Source organism: Clostridium sp. ZBS2, from assembly GCF_023845855.1.
In the GTDB taxonomy this organism is placed as follows: Bacteria; Bacillota; Clostridia; order Clostridiales; family Clostridiaceae; genus Clostridium; species Clostridium aquiflavi.
In genome coordinates, this window is record NZ_JAMQIF010000019.1 from 192,260 (window position 1) to 215,889 (window position 23,630).

The window sequence follows — 23,630 nt, forward strand, 5'->3', positions numbered from 1 at the left end:
TTTTTATATTTGGAGGAGTAATAATGGAAAATAAAGAATATTTAGAAAAAGTAATTTATGAAATTAATAAAAAAAATCAATTCTTTTTATGTGCCCCAAAATGGTCTGCACCTATATATGGTTTTTCATATGACAAGTCTAGAAACACAAAAGCTATGGATGTTTTAATGAAATCTGGTATTATTAGTGAAAAAAGAAGTGATGTAATTTGTATATTAGGTGATTGGAGTGATGTTGCAGAAGGGATTTATTTTACTGATAAAGCTATGTATATAAATTCACCTAAAAATTCAACCAAAAAATTTAGTGTAAAGTATGAAGACATATGTGAGTTAAAATATAACCCACAATCTGTAGAACTTAGCATTACTACCACTGACCGTTATACATATTATGTTACTACGACGATATGGAGTAAAAGAAATATAAAAATTTTTCTTGAAATAGCATCTGGAATTATGGATTTAGATGATGAGGATAGAGAAAGAATAGAACATATAGAACTAGAAATGAAAGATAACATAGGGGGAGTGGTAGCAGGAATAACTTATGGAAATGTTAGTAATGCAAGTACAATCTATGGGATGGATAAATTTAATACACCTAGGGGTCATGGATTCGCAGCAGAACAAGCTAATCATTTATATGATAAAATTAATAATGGTGATTTTTTTGGAAAAGGAAAAGTTAATTTAGTAGGAGATGATATTGATCCTAATACAGGGCGTATAATCAAAGATGGAGCTGACAGAGTAGTAAATGGTGTTAATATACAGACAAAATATTGTGCAAGTGGATCAAAGTGTATTTCTGAATGCTTTGAAAATGGCAAACTAAGATATATAAATACAGATGGAACGCCAATGCAAATAGAAGTTCCGTCAGATAAGTATGATTCAGCAGTAAAAGCTATGGAAAATAGAATAAAAAATGGTGAAGTTTCAGGAGTGAGTGATCCATCAAAAGCTAAAGATATAGTTAGAAGAGGACATTTTACATATGAACAAGCTAAAAATATAGCAAAATTTGGAACTGTTGAATCTATTACATTTGATGCTGTTAATGGTGCAATTATAGCAACAGGTGCAATGGGAATAAGTTCAGTGTTAACATTTGCAACTTCTATTTGGAATGGAGAAGACTTTGATGTCGCTATAAAAAATGCGGCTTATTCTGGTTTAAAAGTTGGTGGAACTACATTTGCAACTGCAGTATTAGCAAGTCAATTATCAAAAGCTGGTTTAAATAGTGCATTAGTAGGAAGTTCGGAAGCGATTGTAAGTATAATGGGACCCAAAGCATCAGCAATGTTAGTTAATGCATTTAGAAGTGGAGGAAATATATATGGTGCAGCTGCAATGAAGAGTGCTGCTAAAATGCTAAGAGGAAATGCAATAACTGGTGCAGTTTCAGTTGTCGTATTATCTAGTTTGGATGTAGCAAATATTTTTAGAGGAAGAATTTCAGGAAGTCAGCTATTTAAAAATGTTGCTAATACAGCATCTACTGTTGCAGGTGGAACTGCTGGATGGGTAGGCGGTGCTACAGCAGGTGCAGCAATTGGGTCAGCAATACCTATAGTTGGAACTGCTATTGGTGGATTTGTTGGTGGAATACTTGGTTCTTTTGCAGGTGGAGCCGCAGCCGGAAAAGTATCAGGAGCTGTATTAGATGAGTTTATTGAAGATGATGCTAATAAAATGGTGAAGATAGTAGAAAAAGTATTTACACAGTTAGCTGAAGACTACTTGATTAATAAAAAAGAAGCTGAAAATATAATTGATAGATTAAAAGATAAATTAACTGGAAAATTCCTTAAAGATATGTTTGCAAGTTCAAATAGAGAGTTATTTGCTAAAAATGTATTAGAGCCATTAGTTGAAGAAGAAGTTAAAAAGAGAGAGGTGATAAAAATTCCTTCAGATGCTGATATGTTAAATGGATTACGTGTTGTACTAGAAGAATTATCAGACCAAGCTAGTTAAGTGCTTTGATTATAGGTATAATGTTAATCACATCAGAATATATTTCTATTAATTGACAATGCATTTATTATAAGTTATAATAATTTAAAAATTAACGAAAAAATTATTTGTATAACCTCAAGAATATGGTTTGAGGGTATCTACCAGGAACCGTAAAATCCTGATTACAAAGAANNTTCTTTGTAATCAGGATTTTTTATTTTAAAAAATTTAATTAGTAATTTTAGGAAGGTAGTGTCTTATGAAAATTGATATGAATTTATTGAAGAGAAGAATTAAAGTAGCTAATAAGGAGGTAAAGGCAGATACAGTTGTGAAAAATGGAAAAATACTAAATGTTTTTACTGGAGATATTATGAAAGGCGATATAGCTATTGCAGATGGAATTATAGCAGGCATTGGTCAGTATGAAGGCGAAAAAGTTATAGATGCACAGGATAAAGTTATAGTCCCTGGATTTATTGATGGCCATATGCATATAGAAAGTACAATGTTGACACCACATGAATTATCAAAAGTTCTCATTCAACATGGGGTTACTACAGTAATGGCTGATCCCCATGAAATTGCAAATGTTGCAGGTATAGATGGGCTCAGCTTTATGTTAAATGCATCAGAAGAATTGCCGATAGATGTATTTATTATGCTTCCTTCATGCGTTCCAGCAACTTCATTTGAAAATAGTGGAGCAAAACTTGATGCAGAAGATTTACAACCTTTTTACACACACCCAAGGGTTTTAGGACTCGCAGAATTTATGGATTTTTCGTCTATAGTGAATTTAAATGAAGAGATGTTACAGAAAATTATTAATGCTCATTTAAATGGAGGTATTGTAGATGGACATGCTCCGGGACTTAGCAAAGAAGAGCTAAACGTATATATATCTACAGGGATTTATGCAGATCATGAATGTGCTAATGTTAAGGAAGCAAAGGAACGTTTAGAATTAGGTATGTACTTAATGATTAGGGAAGGTACAGCAGCTAAAGAATTAAAAAAACTAATAAAAGTTGTAACTCCAACAAATTCAAGAAGATGTATATTGGTTACAGATGATAAGTTACCTGATGATTTAATTGTTGAAGGTAGCGTAGATCATAATGTTAGGCTTGCAATAAAAGAAGGACTAGATCCAGTTACAGCTATTCAAATGGTAACAATTAATGCAGCAGAATTTTTTGGTCTTCGTAGTTTTGGAGCAATAGCACCAGGGTATCAAGCTGATTTATTAATATTAGATGAATTACAGAATATTTCAATAGATAAAGTTTTAAAGAAGGGGATATGTGTTGTAGATAATGGGAAAATAAAGAAAGAAGAATTTAAAACAAATGATAACAGTAAAGAATTAGCTCTGAAGTTACCTAAGATAAATATGAAAGAGTTAGAAAAAAATGCTTTTGAAATATCTTTATCTTCTGATTTATGCAATGTAATAGAAATAGTTCCTAATAGTTTAATAACACATCATAGAGTTGAAAAAGTTGATATAGATAAAGGCAATTTTAGTACATCAATCTCTAATGACCAATTAAAGATGGCTGTAATAGAAAGACATCACGCAACAGGAAATATTGGATTGGGAATTGTTAAAGGATTTGGTATAAAAAATGGAGCAATTGCAACAACGGTCGCTCATGATTCCCATAACATTGTAGTTGTTGGAACTTCTGATGAAGAAATGTTTTTAGCAGTTAATCATCTTAAAAAGATGAATGGAGGAATTGCAATTGCTTCAGGTAAAGAAATTATAGCATCATTACCTCTTGCTATAGGAGGATTAATATCTGAGAATGGCTATTTAGAGGTTCAACAACAACTTAAAATTTTAAATCAAGCTTTAAGTATAATAGGAGTTAATGCAGATTTTAATCCTTTTTTAACTTTATCATTCTTAACTCTTCCAGTTATTCCAGAAATTAAGTTAACAGATATGGGATTGTTTGAATTTAAAACATTTTCTCATATAAAAGTTCAAGCTTAAAAAATTTATGTTTGAAAAAAGTACATTTTAATGAAAATGTTTATTATTTTGAAGTTAGAGAAGAGAACAGATTTTAGCAACTGATTTTTAAACTTAAAATTAGAACATGTGAAATAGTCATGATTTTTTATTGATGTTATTTCTTGGGAAATAACAAAGTATATAAGCAACTTCATCACATATGATGAAGTTGCTTTAAATAATAATGAAGCTAAAAAATAACCATAAAAAATAAATTAAATTTATTTTTTAATTATAGTCCGCTATCACCATAATTTGATAATACTCGGGCACTAGGATCGTCTACAGCACAGCCTTCCCACTCTTTGTTTGGCATCCAAAAATCAACTATCATTTTTGCTTGGCCTGGATAGTATTTTTCAAAAATTTCTCTATATAGCAATGATTCTTTTGTAAATGGTTGAGCATGGTAGTTATACTTTTCACTTGTTTTATCAAAATCTTCACCACTATAGACTGTTTCTGCATACTCCTTTAAATAATCTACCATAGAATGTCCTACAGCATCGCTAAAGGCTGCTTTTTCACGATATAAAATATTATGTGGAAGATAATCACCTTCAAAAGAATGCCTTAAAAGGTATTTCCCCATATTGTATTTGTTTAATTTCTTTTCAGGGTCAATAGACATAACATATTTTACAAAATCTAAATCACCAAATGGCACTCTTGCTTCTAAAGAATTAGATGCGATACAACGGTCCGCTCTAAGTACATCATACATAAAGAGTTCTTTAATTCTCTTTTGTGATTCTTTTTGGAATTCTTCTGCATTTGGAGCAAAATCAGTATATTTATATCCAAATAATTCATCAGAAATTTCACCAGTTAGAAGTACTCTCACATCAGAAATCTCATGTATTTTTTTACAAATTAAATACATACCAATACTAGCTCTTATTGTTGTAATATCAAATGTTCCAAGAAGTTTAATAACCTCTTCTAGTGAGTCAAGAACTTCTTCTTTGGTCATGTAAACAACAGTATGATCACTATGAATGTAATCTGCAACTTCTTTTGCATATTTTAAGTCAATGGCATCTTCTGTCATACCTATAGCAAAAGTTTTTATTGGTTTATCAGGATACATTTTTTGAGCAATTGAACATACTAATGAGCTGTCTAAGCCACCACTTAATAAGAATCCTACTGAAGCATCAGCATCCATACGTTTTTCTATAGCAGTTACTAATTTGTCATGAATGTTACTACAAATAACGTCTAAGTCATCTTTGCAGTAATCACCCTTTACTGATGCGATATCACAGTAGCATGTAAATTTACCATCAGCATAATAATGTCCTGGTGGAAATGACATAATCTTTTTTGTAAGACCAACTAAATTTTTAGCTTCACTGGCAAACATGATTTTACCGCATTCAGAATAGCCATAGAATAGAGGACGAATTCCAATTGGATCTCTTGCTGCAATGAAAGTATCCTTTTCTCCATCATAGATAACGGCTGCGAATTCTGCATCTAATTTTGAGAACATATCTAGCCCGTACTCTAAGTACATTGGAAGTAATATTTCACAATCACTGTCAGAAATAAATTTATGCCCTTTTGCCATTAGTTCCTCTTTTAATTTACGGAATCCATAAATTTCACCATTACAGATAGATGCATCTTTTTTTCTTGTGAATGGTTGCATTCCACCAAAACTTAAATCCATAATAGCAAGTCTTTGAAAACCTAAAATACCAGATGGTAAAGTTAGAATTTCAGTCATATCTGGTCCTCTAGACTCAGTTCTTTGTAATGCCCCAGCAAATTTTTCATGTTTCATGTCTGTTCCTGTATAACACATAATTGTACACATATTAATATTCCTCCTCAGTTAAATAAAAAATGTAATTGTTCAAATATTTATCTCTATTAAACTTTTTTGTAATAAAAAAAGCCCTTCATCCTATAAACATAGGACGAAAGACTTAAACTTCCGTGGTACCACCTAAATTAGCTTAAAAAAAGCTCACTTTAATCAGTACGGAATTAACTAAATAAATTCGATACTGTCCAAGCTATAACGGTTTGGCTCCGTCCAAGACTACTCTTAATAAATTTCGTTTGGAAGCTCCGGGATGTTCTTCATTATTAGTTTCGTATCAGTCTCTCACCATTACTGATTCGCTTTGACTACCTCATAATAACTACTCTTCCCATCAAGGCTTTTATATTGATTGTTTGAAATGTAAATTTAAATTTATTTCATTTTACTTGGAATTTTATAATCAGTCAAGAGATTTATAAAATATTTTTTAAATAAAATTAAGTTTCTAAAGATATTGGACAAGTATAAATCCTTATTGAAATTTAAAAATAGTGGGTTTCAATGATCATGTTTTGCATATCAAGTTTTAAAGAGAATTAAAAAAATATGCAATTATAATGGTTGTACATTTGGAATTTTAAAACATAGGGATAAATATTTTTATTTATGTTATACTATATGCTGTGAATTGGAATTTTATATGGAATTTTGTTGAATATATTCCAGTATAATAAATCTAATGATAAAAATTATAGACAATTGAGAGGGACTTTAAATGAAAAAATTAGGACTAGCAATTCAAATTCTTATTGGACTTACACTAGGTATTATAATAGGAGCAGTTTTCTATGGTAATCCAGTTGTTGAGTCATATCTACAACCGTTTGGGGATATTTTTATCCGATTAATCAAAATGATAGTTGTTCCTATTGTATTTTCATCACTTGTTGTTGGTGTTGCCGGTGTAGGTGATATTAAACAAGTAGGTAAAATTGGTGGAAAAACAATACTTTATTTTGAAGTAGTAACTACAGGTGCTATTATATTAGGTTTATTAGTAGCAAATTTAGTTCATCCAGGAACTGGTGTAAATATTCAGGAGCTTTCAGCAGTTAGTATTGATAAGTATATGAGTACCGTAGAAGCAGCATCTAATCATGGTTTTATGGACACATTTATAAATATTGTTCCAACTAATATTTTTGAATCATTTGCTAAAGGTGATTTACTTGCTGTTATATTCTTTTCAGTTATGTTTGGTTTAGGTGTTGCTGCAATTGGTGATAAAGGGAAACCAGTTCTTGCTGTTTGTCAAGGCGTGGCTGATGCAATGTTTTGGGTAACGAATCAAATTATGAAACTTGCTCCGCTAGGGGTATTTGGTTTAATAGGTGTAACAGTTTCTAAATTTGGACTAGCTTCCTTAATTCCATTAGGAAAATTAGTTATTACTGTTTACGGTGCTATGATTTTCTTTGTACTTGTAGTGCTTGGTTTTGTGGGAAAAATATTTGGAATAAGTATTATGGCACTTATAAAAATTTTAAAAGATGAAATTATTCTTGCATATACTACAGCAAGCTCTGAAGCAGTTTTACCAAAACTTATGGAAAAAATGGAGAAGTTCGGATGTCCAAAGTCAATTACATCATTTGTTATTCCAACAGGATACTCATTTAACTTAGATGGATCTACATTATATCAAGCTATTGGAGCACTTTTTATTGCACAAATATATGGAATTCATTTACCACTTGCTACTCAAATTAATTTAGTATTTGTATTAATGATTACTTCAAAAGGTATGGCAGGAGTGCCTGGTGCATCTTTTGTTGTTTTATTAGCTACTGTAGGTTCTGTAGGTATTCCTGTAGAGGGAGTAGCTTTTATTGCTGGAATCGATCGTATTGTTGATATGGCAAGAACTACTGTTAATGTAATTGGAAACTCATTGGCTGTTGTTGTTATATCTAAATGGGAAGGAAAATATAATGATGAAGAAGGAAAAAAATATTTTGAATCCATTAAAAATGCAGCATAATTAAATAAAATTAATAAATTAAACTGGATTGATACGTATATTAAGAAAATATTGAATACAAGTCTTTTAATAATAATTAGTACGTTAGGTGGATTTTAAAGGTCGTGCTTTACCGCCACCATAAAACCAACCCATGACAATACTAATATAAGTGTTGTTGTGGGTTTATTTTAGTAAGTAGGACTTACTCTTTTTAATATGTAATAATTGAAGGTCTTTTTATTTATATAGTATAATAAATAAAAATAGAATATTAATTAATTAATTAATGATAAAATATGTATGATAATTACAAATGAAAGGAAATAGGGAAATGTTAGAGCAAACGATTTAGAAGAAATTGGTGTTATATAGAGTGCAGATTATAAAATCATTGTACTATTGTAGATTAATCAGTCAGTTAAAAGGTATAGAAAGGAGAGATTAAAACTTGGAAAATGAATCTCTAAGGTGTTATAAGAAATTAGAAAAAATGAATTTTTTTAATAATGATAAAAATTTAATTTTAAATTATGAAAAAGAAGCATCTGCTATTTGGAAGGATAAAGATGATAAATTTAGTAGTTTAAATTTATATGGAAAAATACTTAAATTGTCAAAGAACATAGGAGAATCTGAAGTATATAATTTAGAAAATGAAACTGGGTATGGTAAGATTTCTGTTTATAATGTATTTCCAGGTATAGAGTTAATTTATAATGATATTCATATGGAATACTGCAATAAAAAGCAAAATATTATGAAAGATTCTATTGAAATAAATCATTGTAAGGAAGGAAGATATGAATGCAGCTACGGGGATGGAGGATGCTGTTATATATCACCTGGAGATCTTTCTGTAGGTTCATTAATGAAGAAAAAGACATTTTCTAATTTCCCATTAAGTCATTATCATGGAATTACAATAATATTAAAACTTCAAGAAATTTCTGAGGAATTATCATCTGTTTTAGAGTTCTTATCTATTGATTTGAAGTATATAAAATCATTTATCTACGATAATAATAGATATTGTGTAATGAGGGCTAATGAATCAATAGAACATATTTTTTCAGAATTATATTATGTAAGAGAGCAAAGAAAAGCAGGATATATGAAAATAAAAGTTTTAGAGCTTTTATTATTTTTAAGTGATTTAAATACAGAAAAGGAAGTTATTGAAGTAAAATATTATAGTAATAAGCAAGTTAAAATGGCTAAGGAAGTTAAAAAATTCATAATAAATGATATAAGCAGACATTATACAATTTCGGAACTGGCAAAAAATTTTAATGTATCTGCAAGTACTTTAAAAGTATGTTTTAAGGGTGTTTATGGATCAAATATATATTCTTATCTAAAAAGTTATCGTCTTCAAGTAGCTCAGCAATTATTATTAGAAAGCAATAATACTATTACAGAAATTGCAGAAAATATAGGTTATGAAAATCCTAATAAATTCACATCTGCATTTAAAAAAGAATATGGAATGTCACCAAGTGAGTATAGAAAAGGTATCCTTTTGGATAGAAAATTGTTCATAAGGAGTGGCGAAAATCATTAAAAATTATTAATATATTTCATGTACGATAGAAAAGAATGCTAGTTTAATAGATATTTCAAAATGAGAATGATACTCACTATTGGATTACATTAATCAAACTTCTAGAGGGGGAATATTTTAATGAAAAAAGAAATAAGTACAAGCAATAATCTGTCTGTTAAGGATTTTTCAACTATTGGTATTTTTTGTGCAATAATGTTCATAGTTTTTATGGCCTATTCTATGATTACAGGTGCATCTATGTTTTATTCAATGATATTTAATGCTGCTGGAGCTGCATTTATATTATCACCATTTTTTGTATATATGTCCATGAAAGTTGGAAAAAATGGGCCAACATTTATTTATAATGCTATGTTTGCAATTATAACAGGTCTTATGATGGGACCCTTCATGATTCCGTGGTTTATCGGTGGAGGAATTTTAGCTGAAGCAGTTATGATTGGCAAGGAATCATATCGCAGTATGGTGAGAATTACAATAGCGTGGGTAATAACATGTTTAGTAAGGGCAGCTCATGGAATGGCTGAAATCTGGTTCTTTAAAAATGCATTTATAGCTACTGGTGTAAGCGAAGAACAAATAGCAGTTCAAACACAATATTATACTGATCCCAGATATGTTCTTTTGAGTTTAGCAGTAACAGTTGTACTTGCTGTTTTAGGATGCGCAGTCAGCAATAAACTCGTTTATAAACATTTCAAAAAAAGCGGGATTGTTAGATAATATATGAATTTTGATTTTAGGACAAAGTTAATAATCATCCTTCTTACTATGTCGCTTGTGGCTGTTATCACAAGCGATATTCTAATATATACATTAATTTGCGCACTTAATGTATATTTGATTATACAAGGATATAAAAAGCATGCATTAACTTATGATATAGTTTGCATTATATTTATCTTTTTAAGATTTTTTTCAAATGGAAATGGATTAACTTTTTTAATGCCAGAAATGTTTTTATTTATGGTGCTTAGAATGATGCTAATGGCTATGGCGGCTCAGCCTGTTATTGGAATGGCGCCAGGAGAAGCTGTTTCAGTTTTCAAAAAGATACATCTTCCAACTAGTTTAGGACTTCCATTAACATTTATGCTTCGTTTTTTTCCAACGGTCAGAGGTGAATTTTCTGACGTATTTGCAGCTTTGAAAATGAGACATCTCATATCGTGGAAGCATCCCTTAGATTCTTTAGAATATATTGTTACTCCAATAATATTTCGTTCATCTAGGATATCAGAAGAACTTGCAGCATCTGCAGAAAGCAGAGGAATATCAAATCAAGGAAACCATACATGCATAAGAAAAATTGAATTTAAACTTAAGGATTTAATTATGTGCATAATTGCAATTATTATTACCATTGTTTATTTCATTATAGAAAAGAAGGTGATTTAATGGAAGCATGCAAAGATTATTTTAAGTATTTAAATGAATCTGAAGAAGTAATATGCCTTGAAAATGTTACTTTTTCTTATCAGTCAGATAAAAAGCCGATTATAAGCAATATTAATTTAAGCATAAAATATGGAGAATTTATAGTTTTTATGGGGGAAAGTGGCTGTGGAAAAACAACTATGACAAGGATTATAAATGGTCTTGCATTAAAATTCTATGAAGGAGAAATGAATGGAAATATAAGAATACTAAATAAAAATATTAATGATTATGCTTCATGGGAAATAGGAAAATTTGTTGGCTCTATATTTCAAGATCCTAAGAGTCAGTTTTTTGCTAGTATAACAGAAGATGAAATAGCTTTTGGATGTGAAAATTATGGTCTTGAATATAATAAAATCAAAGATAGAGTTTTTGAATCAATTAAGATTATAAATGGAATGGATTTAATAGGAAAAGAAATTTACCCTATGTCCAGTGGGGAAAAGCAGAAGATTGCAATTGCGTCTGTTAATTCTGTAAATCCTATGATTTATGTCTTTGATGAACCATCTGCAAATTTAGATATGAACTCTGTTGAATTATTAAAGAAGCTTATGCATTCACTGAAAGACGCAGGACATACTGTTATTGTTGCTGAGCATAGGTTATATTATTTAGCAGATTTAGCTGATAAATTTATATATTTAAAGGATGGACAGGTAGAAATGGAAATGACATCAAAGGAGTTTATGAATATTAATGAAGATAAGAGGAGAAAATTAGGAATCCGTAGTTGTGACTTAAAAAAAATAACATTTAATGTACCACAATCAAGTGTAAATAAATTAGAAACTTTAAGTGTTAAAGATTTGGCATTTTATTATAAGAGAGGATGCTATGTTTTTAACAACGTTTCGTTTAAGGCATATGCAGGGAATATTATTGCAATCTGCGGCCATAATGGAGCAGGAAAGACAACGTTATCTAAAATACTCTGTGGAATAAAAAAAGAAAAGCATGGGGACATATTGTATAGTGGAAAGAAGATTTCATATAAAAAACGTAAAAATAATGCTTATTTTGTTATGCAGAATACAGATTGTTCATTGTTTGGAGATAGTGCTGAAAATGAGCTTAGATTAAACAAAAAGAATGCTGATGATAAATATATAGATAAGATTTTAATGGATTATAATCTTCTTTCATATAAGAAAAATCATCCATCATCATTATCTGGAGGGCAGAAACAAAGGCTTTCGCTCGCAGTTTCTGATGTTATTGATTATGATATTTTAATATTAGATGAGCCTACAAGTGGATTAGATTATAAGAATATGTGTAATATATCAAATCATATAAGAGAACTTTCAGCAAAAGGAAAAACTATTCTTATAATTACACATGATTATGAGTTTGCAGCAATGACATGTAATAAAGTACTTCACTTTATATCATCGGATAAAATTGAAATGTTTGATTTAGCAAATAATCATAAAAGGCTTTTTGATTGTTTTATGAGCAAGTAGTAAGGCACAATCGAAAAAATAACAAGTCCATTTGCCAGCCTATTTCCCATCATGCTGCGTCGGCAAATTGACCTAATAGGCCCGCTATGATGGCAATTCATCTTCTTGCCTGATGAAAAATATCCATTGCAACTTTGGACTTGTTATTTATTTTCATGTGCCTAAAAATAATTTATATGTCCAAATGGATAGAGATGAGTTGTGGCGGAGTGGTTAAAATTAGACAATGATTTATTATAAATGAGTGGGGTGAATAAATCCACTCATTTATATTTTTGAAAGGAGATTTATGTTATGAAAAAAAATAAAAACGGTGAAATTGCTAGAATGTTTAAGTTTGCAGGAAATTATCATAAATTTACTGTTTTGGCATGCATATTATCAGCAATAAGCACAGTACTATCAATAATTCCATTTGTATGTATATGGTTTGTAATACGTAACATATGTGCAGGAATGATTAATGGATATATTAATCAATCATTAAAAAGTAGCACATATGCATGGATGGCTTTTGCTTTTTCTGCAGCAAGTATTTTATTATATTTTTTAGCACTTATATTTTCACATATTGCAGCATTCCGTACTGCAAAAAACATGAAAAAGAAGGCTATGCATCATATAGTTGAATTGCCACTTGGATATTTTAATATGAATGCTAGTGGTAAGATAAGAAAAATAATTGACGATAATGCAGGACTTACAGAAGGGTTTCTTGCACATCAGCTTCCGGATCTTACAGGAGCTATAGTTATGCCAATAGTAACACTAGTCTTATTATTTGTTTTCGATTGGAAACTTGGTATATGTTGTTTAATACCACTTGGAATAAGCGTAATATTTTTAAAACAAATGATTGGTGGAGAAAATGCTGAATTTATGTCTAAATATATGACTGCATTAGAAAATATGAATAAAGAAGCAGTTGAATATATAAGAGGAATTCCTGTTGTAAAAGTCTTTCAGCAGACTATATATTCATTTAAGAATTTTCATGCAGCTATTGAAGAATATAATAAATTTGCATCTGGATATGCAATTAAATGCAGAGTACCACTAACAAGTTTTACAGTAACGCTTAATATGACTTTTTTACTACTAATACCTTTAGGAATGATAATTATTAGAGGTGCTTCGGATAATATCAGTTGTATGAATATATTTCTTGATTTTCTTTTTTATAGCTTATTTGCTCCAGTTTGTACAATAATGATGAATCGTATAATGTTTGCAAGTGAACAATTAATGGCTGCAAAAGCTGCCATTACACGAATTGAGCAAATATTATCAGAAAAAGTTTTACCAGAACCAAAGCAGTCAGATTCTATATGTGATAATTCCATTGAATTTAAAAATGTATCGTTCATTTATCCTGGAGCAAATAAAAAGTCATTAAACAATATAAGTTTTTTTGTACCAGAAGGAAAAACTGTTGCTTTAGTTGGAGCTTCTGGAGGAGGAAAATCAACAGCAGCAAGTCTTATTCCTAGATTTTATGATACCAGTGAAGGGTCAGTTTATATTGGCGGAGCAGATGTTAAAAATCTTTTGAAGCAGGATCTTATGGACAGAATATCATTTGTATTTCAAAATACAAATTTATTTAAAGAAAGTATATTGGATAATATCAGAGAAGCAAAACCTTCTGCTAGTTTAGAAGAAGTACAAAATGCTATAGAACTATGTCAATGTAAAGAAATAATAGATAGATTGCCAAATGGAATAAATACTATAGTTGGAAGTGGTGGAACGTATTTATCAGGAGGAGAAAGTCAAAGAATTGCTTTAGCAAGAGCTGTTTTAAAAGATGCTCCAATAATAATTTTAGATGAAGCTACAGCATTTGCTGATGCTGAAAATGAAAATAAAATCCAGCTTGCACTTGAAAAGCTTACAAAGGGAAAAACAGTTATTATGATAGCACATCGTCTTTCTACAATACAAAATGCAGATCAAATATTTGTGTTTAGAGATGGGGAGATTATTGAACATGGTACTCATAAAGAATTATTAAACCAACATAAAGTTTATGATTCAATGTGGAATGATTATCAAAGTTCTATATCATGGAAAGTTTCAAAGGAGGATTATGATGATAGGATTGTTGCAAGATAAATTTGCTTTAAGTGAGCAGGGTGCAAAAAATTTGATAAAAGGAATAGTATATTCTGTATTAGTAAATATAAGCCTTATGTTTCCAGTAGCATTACTAGCTTTAGTTATAAATTCATTTATGTGGCTTATTACAAAAGAAGAGAAAATTGTAAATTGGGGAATTCCAACTTATATCTTTACCGGAGTAATAATTTTAGCAGTAATATTTATATTTCATTATCTTCAATATTCAGCAACATATATAGGGACTTATGATGAAAGTAAAAGAAGAAGAATTTCAATCAGTGAAAAAATTAGAACATTACCACTTTCATTTTTTGGAGAGCGTAATACGGCTGATTTGACAGGAATTATAATGAGTGATTGTGCAAGTTTTGAACATGCTTTTTCTCATTCAGTACCTCAGTTTTTTGGAGCTGTTATTTCAACAATTATTGTTTGTGTAACTTTGTTGTGTGTGAATTTTAAAATGGGACTTGCTCTTTTATGGGTAGCTCCAATTTCATTTGCAATTGTTTTATTATCACGTAAACTTCAAGATAAACTTGGAAGCAAGAATATTGTAGCTAGAAATAGATTAGCAGAAGGAATACAAGAATGTTTAGAAACAGTATCGGTTATAAAATCATGTAATAGGGAAAGAGAATATTTAGAAAAACTTGATAAAAAAATGGATGAATCAGAAAGAGCCCAGATTGTATCTGAAACGACAACTGCAAGTCTTATTACAACAGGGCAGATGTTTTTAAGACTTGGACTTGCTACTGTAATAGTTGTTGGTAATTCAATGGTATTAAAAAATGAAACTGATTTATTTACTTATATATTATTTTTGATTGCAGCATCACGTATTTTTGATCCTCTTTCTGGTGCAATGTCAAATATGGCAGAGATTTTTAATATTGGTCTTCAAATAGATCGTATAAAACAAATAGTTAATTATAAGGTTCAAAGTGGATCAAATAAGTTTAAAAAAGGTAATTATGATATAACATTTAAAAATGTTGAATTTTCATATGAAAAAGGAAAATCAGTGCTTGAAGATGTATCATTTACAGCTAAAATGGGTGAAGTAACAGCATTGGTTGGCCCATCAGGTGGTGGAAAAAGTACTATTGCAAAATTGGCAGCACGTTTTCACGATATAGATGAAGGTCATATATTTTTAGGTGAAAATGATATTTCAAAAATTAACCCAGAAGTACTTTTAGAGAATTTTTCGTTTGTATTTCAAGATGTTGTTCTTTTTAATAATACTATTATGGAGAATATTAGAATGGGCAGGCAGAGTGCAAGCGATGAAGAAGTAATTGAGGCAGCAAAGGCAGCTAGATGTGCTGAATTTATAAAAGAATTACCAGATGGATATAACACTATAGTTGGAGAAAATGGGTCAACTCTTTCAGGTGGAGAATGTCAAAGATTATCAATTGCTAGAGCACTTCTTAAAGACGCACCTGTTATTTTGCTAGATGAAGCAACAGCTTCACTTGATGTTGATAGTGAAACAAAGGTTCAAAGTGCAATTTCAAGGTTGATTAAAGGAAAGACAGTTTTAGTAATAGCACATAGAATGAGAACGATAGAAGCAGCAGATAAAATAGTTGTTTTAAGTGATGGAAAAGTAGCAGAGGAAGGAACACATCATACATTAATGAGAAAGAAAGGAATATACAATAGAATGGTTAATTTACAAATGAGTTCAGATTCATGGAAATTAAAATCAGAATATTAGTAGTTAGATAATTTGAAATATTTGTTATTATGAAATAAAATTCATAATAACAATAATTATAGAGTGATAGATTATTATTTTAATATAATGTAATGAGCTAATAATATAAATTAAGCAGCAACACTTCTATTTTTAAACTGCATTCTGTCAAATATATAAGTAAAAAACAAAAATTATAAAGTTAAGATCTGACTTCAATATTTAATTGGAGTCAGATCTTTTAAATTTCTCAACCATAGAACATTTAGTTTTTCTTGATATTAAAATATCACATTTATAGAAGTAGTTTTATTATTTAAATTATTTACTATAAATGGAACATGTTATTATCTTATAATAGATGTTTTTAGCAATTATTATGAAATAACATTTTTATTTTAATAAAAAAATGAAGAAATTGTTGCAACTTTATTAAAAATGTATTAGTATATATTTTAATAGTTCAGACGAAGATAGTGGGAGAGTTATGGCTATGGTCATGCACCGAAGAAGTAAATCTTTCAGGTACCTATTTAATTAGAGATGACCGCTATTGGATGAACCCTTGGAGAGACTCGAAATAGAGCACCGAAGGAGAAAGTCGTAAGGCGAAACTCTCAGGTAAAAGGACAGGGGAAAGGTAGCATATCTTACAAAAGTAATAGATTATCTATTACTTCATTTAGATCTTATCTATTCCCATTTGTATCTCCAATCACAAAATACTTATATAGGAAAAGGCATTTTTAGTACATGCTTTTTGACTAACATGGAGGGATAAAATGGATCAATTAACAAAAGTACTTACTCAAATCGATTCTATAGTATTTGGGCAGGCAACTGTTAGCCTTACTAATGGAAACTGGAATCTGTCTTACTGTATGTCTAGGATTAATTCAATTATTCAAATTGACTATGGCTCTAAAATTTCCTTTTGAGAAAAATAAGGAAGAGACAATATAGAAGGTAATGTTACTAGTTTTGCAACATTATGTACTGTATTATCAGCTACTATATCTTGTAGTTATGCTTTATAACAGTACTAACATCAATAATACTTTTTTGGGGCATTATAGAAATAGAAAGCTATATTTCAATGGCCCAATAATAATTCTAGAAAATTGTGATCTCAGTAACACAGATTTAAAAACAGTAACATTTAGAAAGGCGGAATACATATGTCAGAAAATCAAAATTTATCGAGAGGACTAAAAAATCGTCATGTTCAATTACTTGCAATTGGAGGTGCAATTGGTACGGGATTATTCCTTGGTGCAGGCAGGTCAATTCACTTGGCAGGTCCATCTATTTTATTTGCGTATATGATAACAGGGATAATTTGTTTTTTTATTATGCGTGCTCTTGGGGAATTATTGCTTTCTAATTTGAACTACCATTCTTTTGTAGACTTTGTATATGATTATCTAGGAGATAGAGCAGCATTTATTACTGGATGGACCTACTGGTTCTGCTGGATTTCACTTGCTATGGCTGACTTAACTGCTGCTGGACTTTACATACAATATTGGTTCCCGAATATAGCTCAATGGGTTCCAAGCCTTATAGTTCTTGTAATTTTACTAATTATGAATCTTACCACAGTAAAGTTATTTGGTGAAATGGAATTCTGGTTTGCCTTAATTAAAGTTGTTGCAATTTTATCACTAATTATAATTGGTACATTTATGATTATTAAAGGATTTTCTACAGATGCTGGTATATCTAGCTTTACAAACCTTTGGAGTTATGGTGGCTGGTTTCCAAATGGGTTAAGAGGTTTTATCCTTTCTTTCCAAATGGTTGTATTTGCTTTTACTGGAATCGAATTAGTTGGTTTAACAGCTGGTGAAACTGAAAATCCAGAACAGGTTATTCCAAAGGCTATTAATAATATTCCAATTAGAATTATTATTTTCTATATCGGAGCACTTACTGTTATTATGAGTATATACCCATGGAATTCAATTAATCCGGATAAAAGCCCATTTGTACAGGTATTTGCTGCAGTGGGAATCGCAGCAGCAGCAAGTATTGTAAATTTCGTTGTACTAACATCAGCTGCATCTGCTTGTAACAGCGGTATCTTCAGTACAAGTCGTATGGTTTACTCTCTTGCTAAAGAAAATAATGCACCTGAGTCAATGAAAAAATTAACTTCTCATCAAGTACCTTCTAATGCTACAATGTTTTCTGCAACTGTCATATTGATTTCAGTTATTCTGAACTATATTATACCAGAAGGGGTGTTTGTACTTATTACAAGTATATCAACATTCTGCTTTATCTTCATTTGGGCAATTATAGTTATCTGCCATCTAAGATATCGCAAAACTAATCCTGAGCTTGCTACTAAGAGTAAATTCAAAATGCCATTTTATCCAATGGTAAACTATATAATTCTAGCATTTTTTGCTTTTGTTATAGTCGTATTGGCACTTAATAATGAAACTCGTGTAGCCCTATTTGTAACACCTGTATGGTTTATAATGCTTGGTATGATTTACAAGATACTTAAATCAAAAAAGAAAAATGAAGAAAATGTAAAAAGAAATTTAGTATAGGTTAACTCACTTACGTTAGACATTTGTACGACAATAGATTAATTATTTAAGAGTTTTGTCTTAAATCTTCAAAAATAATATTAGCCCCGTTAAGATAATCATAATCATTGTTTGGATCTTTAGTTTTTAATAATGACCATGTTGCATTATAAAATTTAACTACATATAAAAAATCTAATAGTTTTTTATAATCTTCTTCTTTATAATAACCAAAATATTGTATTAATAAATTCTTTCTACAATTATCATTAAGGAACCATGATATTGTAGCAAGATCCCAAAAAACATCGCCCATGGCTGAATATTCATAATCAATAAAATATAAGTTGTTCTTTGAAAGAAGTATATTTGAACAATTAAGATCATTGTGACATAAGCCTATAGTTGGATTATTATTTAGAATAAATTCTAGATAATTTAATTTTTTAAAAAGTGTATCAATATAATTAGGTAAAGAGATATTGAATTTTTTACATAAATCAATTCTAGTTTTTATATGATTAAAAGGTTTAAAGAGCTTTTCACAATTTAAATTATGAAGTTCTTTTAATCTTTTAGTCAATTTGTTAATAAAATTAATAGATGAGAATTCATCTTCAGTAGGCATTTTACCCTTTATCCAAGGAAGAATCATATTACCACTTTTGATAGAAAAATAATAAGGTTTAGGAGTTAAATCAATATTAGAAGCTTTATTTATGATTTGAAATTCAGTTTTTCTATCATTATCTAAATATAGATTGGTGCAAATTCTAATAAAAAAATCATTACCATTATATGAAATTTTATAGTTATTATTATTAAGTCCACCTATTCTTTCTACAGAGGTAACAAGGTTAGTATTCCAATTAGTATTTTGTTTTAATAAAAACAATAACTCTTCATTCATTTTAAATATTCTCCTAATTCATTTATATAAAATAATAAAGAATTATAACAAAAAACATTAGAAAAGGGAATAAAAGATTTATACAAAGTTTAATAAAGAATTGATTATAGTTAATTAGTAATTAATGTAATTGTTTAAACTAAGATGGTTTCATGAAGAAAAGATTTTGTTTGACAAGTAATATATTGAAGGATATAATCAGTATGAAAATTAAACTGTATAAGGTGTTTTATTGACTTAATAGGGAATTGGGTGAAAACCCCAAACTATCCCAGTAACCGTGAAACTGACGAAATTCTTAAATACACCACTGTAAAATTCGGGAAGGTGAGAAAAGTAGGATGAAGTGAAGTCGGGAGACCTGCCATATATAGAATTCATATTATCTTCTGAGGGTGAGATAATAAATATTTATTAATTTATTGTTATGCTTAATAAAGATATAAACTATAACTAATATAAAATTCTTAGTATGTATTTTTAGAGCTACTCTCAAAAAGAGTGGCTCTTTTTTGAGTTAATATGATTTTTAATTGATAATTATTAAGTTGCACTGATAATATTTTTTAGGAGGAATGGAAATGAAACACAAAAGAAAACTCATATCATTATTAATGATTTTAGCAATGTTTATGTCAGTTTTAGTAGGTTGTACTGAAAAAACAACTGCGATGCGTGATAGAGAAGGTAATGAATTTGTAGCACCTAAGGAAATTAATAAAATAATTTCAACGGCACCATCAAATACAGAGGTATTAATGGCATTAGGCTTAGGTGATAAATTAATTGCAATAGATAATTACTCAACAGATATCGAAGGCGTTAATCCTGAATTGCCACAATTAGATTTTAGAAATCCAGATGTTGAAGCTATTATTTCGTTAAAGCCAGACATGATAATAGCCTCTGGGCATAATAAAGTAGGGGATGAAGATCCATTTGCCTTAATAAAACAAGCAGGAATAGCAGTTGTATATATACCAAGCAGTTACAGTATTGATGGTATTTATGGTGATATAGAGTTTATGGCACAAATAACAGATACTGAATTGAAAGGTAAAGAAATAGTAGAAAATATGAAAAAAGAAGTTAATGCAATAAAAACTATTTCTGATACTATTACAGAAAAGAAAAGTGTTTATTTTGAAATAGGCTCAGGTTCAGGTTTATTTACTTTTGGTAAAGATACTTTTTTAAATGAAATGATAGAAGTAGTTGGAGCTAAAAATATTTTTGGAGACCAAAATTCTTGGATAACAACTTCAGAAGAGTCAGTAATTGCAGCAAATCCCCATGTTATTTTAACAAATAATTTAGGGCTTAGCGGAAATGAAAAAACTGCAATAGAGGATATAACTAGCCGTGAAGGATGGAACACAATCACAGCTGTTAAGAATGGTGATGTATATATGATTGATAATAATGCTTCTTCAAGACCATCACAAAATATAATTAAAGCATTAAAGAAAATGGCAAAGGTTATTTATCCAGATGAATACAAAGACTTATAAAAATAGAATATTATTAATGCTATCAATTCCGCTAGTATTTTTAATTTTATGCATTGGAACTTCCATTGGGAGTTCCAATATTGGTATTTTAGATATTATTTCAATTCTAGGCCATAAAATTTTTAGTGTTCCATTAAGTGATGGAATTGATTCAAGCCAGGTAGTAATAATTTGGAATGTAAGATTACCACGGGTATTATTAGCCTTTATTGTTGGGGGATCATTAGGTGTAAGTGGTGCTGTAACTCAGTCAGTTCTTAAAAATACATTAGCATCACCATATACTTTAGGTCTGTCTTCTGGAGCCTCATTAGGTGTAGGAATATTAATTGTAAGTGGTGCTTATATTCCATTTTTAGGCAACTTAACAATGCCAATAGTTGGATTTGTTTGTAGTTTGGTTACAATGATTGTAGTTCTTAAACTTTGTGAAAAAGCAGATAGCGCTATATCGAGTAGTAGAATAATTCTTGTTGGTATGGTATTTTCACTATTTTGTAATGCAATATTAACTACAATTTCAGCATTGTTTAGTGATAAAATGCAAAGTATTGTAATGTGGCAAATGGGTTCATTCGCAATGAGAGGATGGAGTTACGTTAAGGCTTCAATACCTTTTTATATTATTGGATTAGTTGGCGTAATGATTTATTGTAGGGAAATGGATGTATTAACATTTGGAGAAGATGAGGCAAAGGCATTAGGTGTTGAGACAAATAAGGTTAAAAGAAATTTATTTTTATTTGTAGCGTTTCTTACGGGTAGTGCAGTTGCATTAAGTGGAGTAATTGGTTTTGTTGATTTAATAGCACCTCATGTTGTTAGAAAGATATTTGGATCAAACCATTCATATGTAATATCAATGTCAGCAGTATTTGGAGGATGTTTGATGGTAATAACAGATTTAGTTTCAAGAACAATAATTGTACCATCAGAGTTGCCAGTTGGCGCCATAACTGCATTAATTGGAGCACCATTTTTTGCTTATATATACTTTAAAAAATAAAAGTAGGTGAAAAGCATGTTAAAGATAGAGGGGCTAAGTTGTGGATATGATAATTTAGACGTAGTTAAAAATATAACCTTTAATATTGAAAGAGGAAATAACTTTTGTATAGTTGGACCTAATGGTTGTGGGAAAAGTACATTATTAAAATCTATAGCAAATTTGATAGATTATAAAGGCAATATTACTCTTGATTCAAAAGAAATACGTAAGTTGAATAGAAAAAAGTTAGCAACAAAGATAGCTCTTATGAGTCAATCAAGTAATATATATTTTCCTTATACTGTTTTTGAAACAGTATTATTGGGTAGATATGCTCATATAAATGGAGTATTTGGAAAGCCAAGTAATGAAGATAAGGACATGGTCTTAAGGTGTCTAGATAATGTTGGGATATCGAATTTAAAGGATAAGCTAATAACTGAATTGTCAGGAGGACAGCTTCAAAGAGTTTACTTGGCAAGAGCGTTTGCACAAGATCCAGAAGTAATACTTTTAGATGAACCAACAAATCATCTGGATTTAAGATGTCAGATTCAAATACTAAAATATTTAAAAAGCTGGACAAAAGAAAATAATAGAATAGTAATAGCGGTATTACATGATTTAAACCTAGTTCAAACCTTTGGTGAAAAAGTGCTGTTATTAAATGAAGGGCAAATCATCAAGGAAGGTACACCAAAGGAAGTCTTTAGTGGCGAAGAGTTGAAAGAGGTTTATGGAATAGATATTAAAGAATTTATGATTAATGCACTGGAAAAGTGGAAGGATAATTAAATTATACACATATATTATATCTATTTTTAATACATAAGTATGAAAGGAAGTTAATTATGGTTAAAAAGTTTATTATGTCTTATAGTTGCGGCAAAGATAGTACTTTAGCTTTATATAGAATGATAAAAGCAGGACATAAGCCAGAAGTTTTACTTGTTACTGTTGATAGAAAAAATTGTAGATCTTGGTTTCATGGGGTGCCTGAAAATTTAATTAGAGAAATGGCAGATTCTCTGAATATATCTTTATTATTAGTTGATTCAGAGGGTGGAAATGATTATGAAGCAACTTTTACAAAAGCATTAATTTGTGCTAGAGAAAAATATGGAATAGATTCTTGTGTATTTGGGGATATTGATTTAGAACCACATAGAGCATGGTGCACGGATAGATGTAATGAAGCAAGCATTGAAGCTGTATTTCCTCTTTGGCAAGAAAATAGGGAAGATTTAGTTTATGAATTTATTGATTCAGGATTTAAAACAGTAATCAAGAATGTAAAGCTTAAGTGTATGTCTGAAGACTTTTTAGGAAAAGTATTAACTACAGATGTTGTAGAACAAATAAAAGCTACAGGTTCTGATGCTTGTGGTGAAAATGGGGAATATCATACATTTGTATATGATGGTCCATTATTTAAGTATCCAATAAATTTTTCTAAAAAAGGAATAATAAAAACTCAAGAGTATGGATATTTAGATATTTAGAATAAAGAATAAAAGAAAAATACATATATTTAAATATTATTTTTTATTAGGCTCTGTTTTAAATGTGTGTTGATATATGCAATAGGTAAA

The 23,630-nt window shown here is 29.8% G+C and carries 16 protein-coding genes, 3 riboswitches and 1 other annotated feature; of the genes, 14 read left to right on the forward strand and 2 right to left on the reverse strand.

Going from position 1 to position 23,630, the window contains the following annotated elements; genetic code table 11:
* Positions 1–23: 23 nt before the first annotated feature.
* Together NG918_RS12175 and ade are read left to right on the forward strand one after the other, a co-directional pair.
* Positions 24–1,985: a YeeR family protein gene (locus NG918_RS12175; RefSeq protein WP_252212749.1), complete on the forward strand. Its 1,962-nt coding sequence runs from the start codon at positions 24–26 to the stop codon at positions 1,983–1,985.
* 87 nt (positions 1,986–2,072) lie between these two features.
* A riboswitch (purine riboswitch) is annotated at positions 2,073–2,172 on the forward strand.
* Positions 2,173–2,226: 54 nt separating this feature from the next.
* Entirely contained in the window at positions 2,227–3,972 is a 1,746-nt protein-coding gene (gene ade, locus NG918_RS12180) for an adenine deaminase (RefSeq protein ID WP_252226401.1), read from the forward strand.
* Between the two features lie 253 nt (positions 3,973–4,225).
* On the opposite strand, the gene asnB is transcribed toward ade, so the two are convergent.
* A complete protein-coding gene (gene asnB / locus NG918_RS12185) occupies positions 4,226–5,815 on the reverse strand; it encodes an asparagine synthase B (protein WP_252226402.1) in 1,590 nt (529 codons plus the stop codon).
* 96 nt (positions 5,816–5,911) lie between these two features.
* Positions 5,912–6,171 (reverse strand) — a binding site (T-box leader).
* A 371-nt stretch (positions 6,172–6,542) separates the two neighbouring features.
* Here asnB and NG918_RS12190 point away from each other — a divergent pair.
* The 8 genes from NG918_RS12190 (at position 6,543) to NG918_RS12225 (ending at position 18,650) form a co-directional block, all read left to right on the forward strand.
* Positions 6,543–7,808: a cation:dicarboxylate symporter family transporter gene (locus tag NG918_RS12190; protein WP_252226403.1), complete on the forward strand. Its 1,266-nt coding sequence runs from the start codon at positions 6,543–6,545 to the stop codon at positions 7,806–7,808.
* Positions 7,809–8,238: 430 nt separating this feature from the next.
* Positions 8,239–9,351, forward strand: a complete 1,113-nt coding sequence (locus NG918_RS12195) for a helix-turn-helix domain-containing protein (RefSeq protein WP_252226408.1) — start codon at positions 8,239–8,241, stop codon at positions 9,349–9,351.
* Positions 9,352–9,471: 120 nt separating this feature from the next.
* On the forward strand, positions 9,472–10,077 hold the full coding sequence (locus NG918_RS12200; protein WP_252226410.1) for an MptD family putative ECF transporter S component: 606 nt from the start codon (positions 9,472–9,474) through the stop codon (positions 10,075–10,077).
* Positions 10,078–10,080: 3 nt separating this feature from the next.
* Positions 10,081–10,752: an energy-coupling factor transporter transmembrane component T gene (locus NG918_RS12205; RefSeq protein ID WP_252226412.1), complete on the forward strand. Its 672-nt coding sequence runs from the start codon at positions 10,081–10,083 to the stop codon at positions 10,750–10,752.
* Complete coding sequence (locus NG918_RS12210) at positions 10,752–12,260, forward strand: ABC transporter ATP-binding protein (protein ID WP_252226414.1); 1,509 nt, start codon at positions 10,752–10,754, stop codon at positions 12,258–12,260. The genes NG918_RS12205 and NG918_RS12210 overlap by 1 nt, the downstream gene beginning before the upstream one ends.
* Before the next feature lie 294 nt (positions 12,261–12,554).
* On the forward strand, positions 12,555–14,375 hold the full coding sequence (locus NG918_RS12215; RefSeq protein ID WP_252226415.1) for an ABC transporter ATP-binding protein: 1,821 nt from the start codon (positions 12,555–12,557) through the stop codon (positions 14,373–14,375).
* Entirely contained in the window at positions 14,353–16,110 is a 1,758-nt protein-coding gene (locus NG918_RS12220; protein WP_252226416.1) for an ABC transporter ATP-binding protein, read from the forward strand. The genes NG918_RS12215 and NG918_RS12220 overlap by 23 nt, the downstream gene beginning before the upstream one ends.
* 534 nt (positions 16,111–16,644) lie before the next feature.
* A riboswitch (glycine riboswitch) is annotated at positions 16,645–16,732 on the forward strand.
* Between the two features lie 535 nt (positions 16,733–17,267).
* Positions 17,268–18,650 (forward strand): amino acid permease, encoded by a 1,383-nt coding sequence (locus NG918_RS12225; RefSeq protein ID WP_252226417.1) that lies wholly within the window; start codon positions 17,268–17,270, stop codon positions 18,648–18,650.
* 46 nt (positions 18,651–18,696) lie between these two features.
* On the opposite strand, the gene NG918_RS12230 is transcribed toward NG918_RS12225, so the two are convergent.
* On the reverse strand, positions 18,697–19,539 hold the full coding sequence (locus NG918_RS12230) for a choline kinase family protein (protein ID WP_252226418.1): 843 nt from the start codon (positions 19,537–19,539) through the stop codon (positions 18,697–18,699).
* 205 nt (positions 19,540–19,744) lie between these two features.
* A riboswitch (cobalamin riboswitch) is annotated at positions 19,745–19,922 on the forward strand.
* Positions 19,923–20,120: 198 nt separating this feature from the next.
* Here NG918_RS12230 and NG918_RS12235 point away from each other — a divergent pair.
* The 4 genes from NG918_RS12235 to NG918_RS12250 are packed head-to-tail and all read left to right on the forward strand — an operon-like array spanning position 20,121 to position 23,540.
* Entirely contained in the window at positions 20,121–21,050 is a 930-nt protein-coding gene (locus tag NG918_RS12235; RefSeq protein WP_252226419.1) for an ABC transporter substrate-binding protein, read from the forward strand.
* Entirely contained in the window at positions 21,031–22,056 is a 1,026-nt protein-coding gene (locus tag NG918_RS12240; protein WP_252212741.1) for a FecCD family ABC transporter permease, read from the forward strand. Before NG918_RS12235 ends, NG918_RS12240 begins: the two co-directional genes overlap by 20 nt.
* 15 nt (positions 22,057–22,071) lie before the next feature.
* Complete coding sequence (locus NG918_RS12245; protein WP_252212740.1) at positions 22,072–22,833, forward strand: ABC transporter ATP-binding protein; 762 nt, start codon at positions 22,072–22,074, stop codon at positions 22,831–22,833.
* A gap of 56 nt (positions 22,834–22,889) precedes the next feature.
* The gene (locus tag NG918_RS12250) at positions 22,890–23,540 is read left to right on the forward strand and encodes a Dph6-related ATP pyrophosphatase (RefSeq protein WP_252212739.1); all 651 of its coding nucleotides are present in this window, start codon (positions 22,890–22,892) and stop codon (positions 23,538–23,540) included.
* The last annotated feature ends 90 nt before the right edge of the window (positions 23,541–23,630 follow it).

Bases quoted from the DNA above. Each gene is read 5' to 3' on its own strand.
- asnB (WP_252226402.1), bottom strand. From the start codon at position 5,815: ATGTGTACAATTATGTGTTATACAGGAACAGACATGAAACATGAAAAA.
- NG918_RS12225 (WP_252226417.1), top strand. From the start codon at position 17,268: ATGTCAGAAAATCAAAATTTATCGAGAGGACTAAAAAATCGTCATGTT.
- ade (WP_252226401.1), top strand. From the start codon at position 2,227: ATGAAAATTGATATGAATTTATTGAAGAGAAGAATTAAAGTAGCTAAT.
- NG918_RS12190 (WP_252226403.1), top strand. From the start codon at position 6,543: ATGAAAAAATTAGGACTAGCAATTCAAATTCTTATTGGACTTACACTA.
- NG918_RS12235 (WP_252226419.1), top strand. From the start codon at position 20,121: ATGAAACACAAAAGAAAACTCATATCATTATTAATGATTTTAGCAATG.
- NG918_RS12240 (WP_252212741.1), top strand. From the start codon at position 21,031: ATGAATACAAAGACTTATAAAAATAGAATATTATTAATGCTATCAATT.
- NG918_RS12210 (WP_252226414.1), top strand. From the start codon at position 10,752: ATGGAAGCATGCAAAGATTATTTTAAGTATTTAAATGAATCTGAAGAA.
- NG918_RS12215 (WP_252226415.1), top strand. From the start codon at position 12,555: ATGAAAAAAAATAAAAACGGTGAAATTGCTAGAATGTTTAAGTTTGCA.
- NG918_RS12220 (WP_252226416.1), top strand. From the start codon at position 14,353: ATGATAGGATTGTTGCAAGATAAATTTGCTTTAAGTGAGCAGGGTGCA.
- NG918_RS12200 (WP_252226410.1), top strand. From the start codon at position 9,472: ATGAAAAAAGAAATAAGTACAAGCAATAATCTGTCTGTTAAGGATTTT.
- NG918_RS12245 (WP_252212740.1), top strand. From the start codon at position 22,072: ATGTTAAAGATAGAGGGGCTAAGTTGTGGATATGATAATTTAGACGTA.
- NG918_RS12230 (WP_252226418.1), bottom strand. From the start codon at position 19,539: ATGAATGAAGAGTTATTGTTTTTATTAAAACAAAATACTAATTGGAAT.
- NG918_RS12175 (WP_252212749.1), top strand. From the start codon at position 24: ATGGAAAATAAAGAATATTTAGAAAAAGTAATTTATGAAATTAATAAA.
- NG918_RS12250 (WP_252212739.1), top strand. From the start codon at position 22,890: ATGGTTAAAAAGTTTATTATGTCTTATAGTTGCGGCAAAGATAGTACT.
- NG918_RS12205 (WP_252226412.1), top strand. From the start codon at position 10,081: ATGAATTTTGATTTTAGGACAAAGTTAATAATCATCCTTCTTACTATG.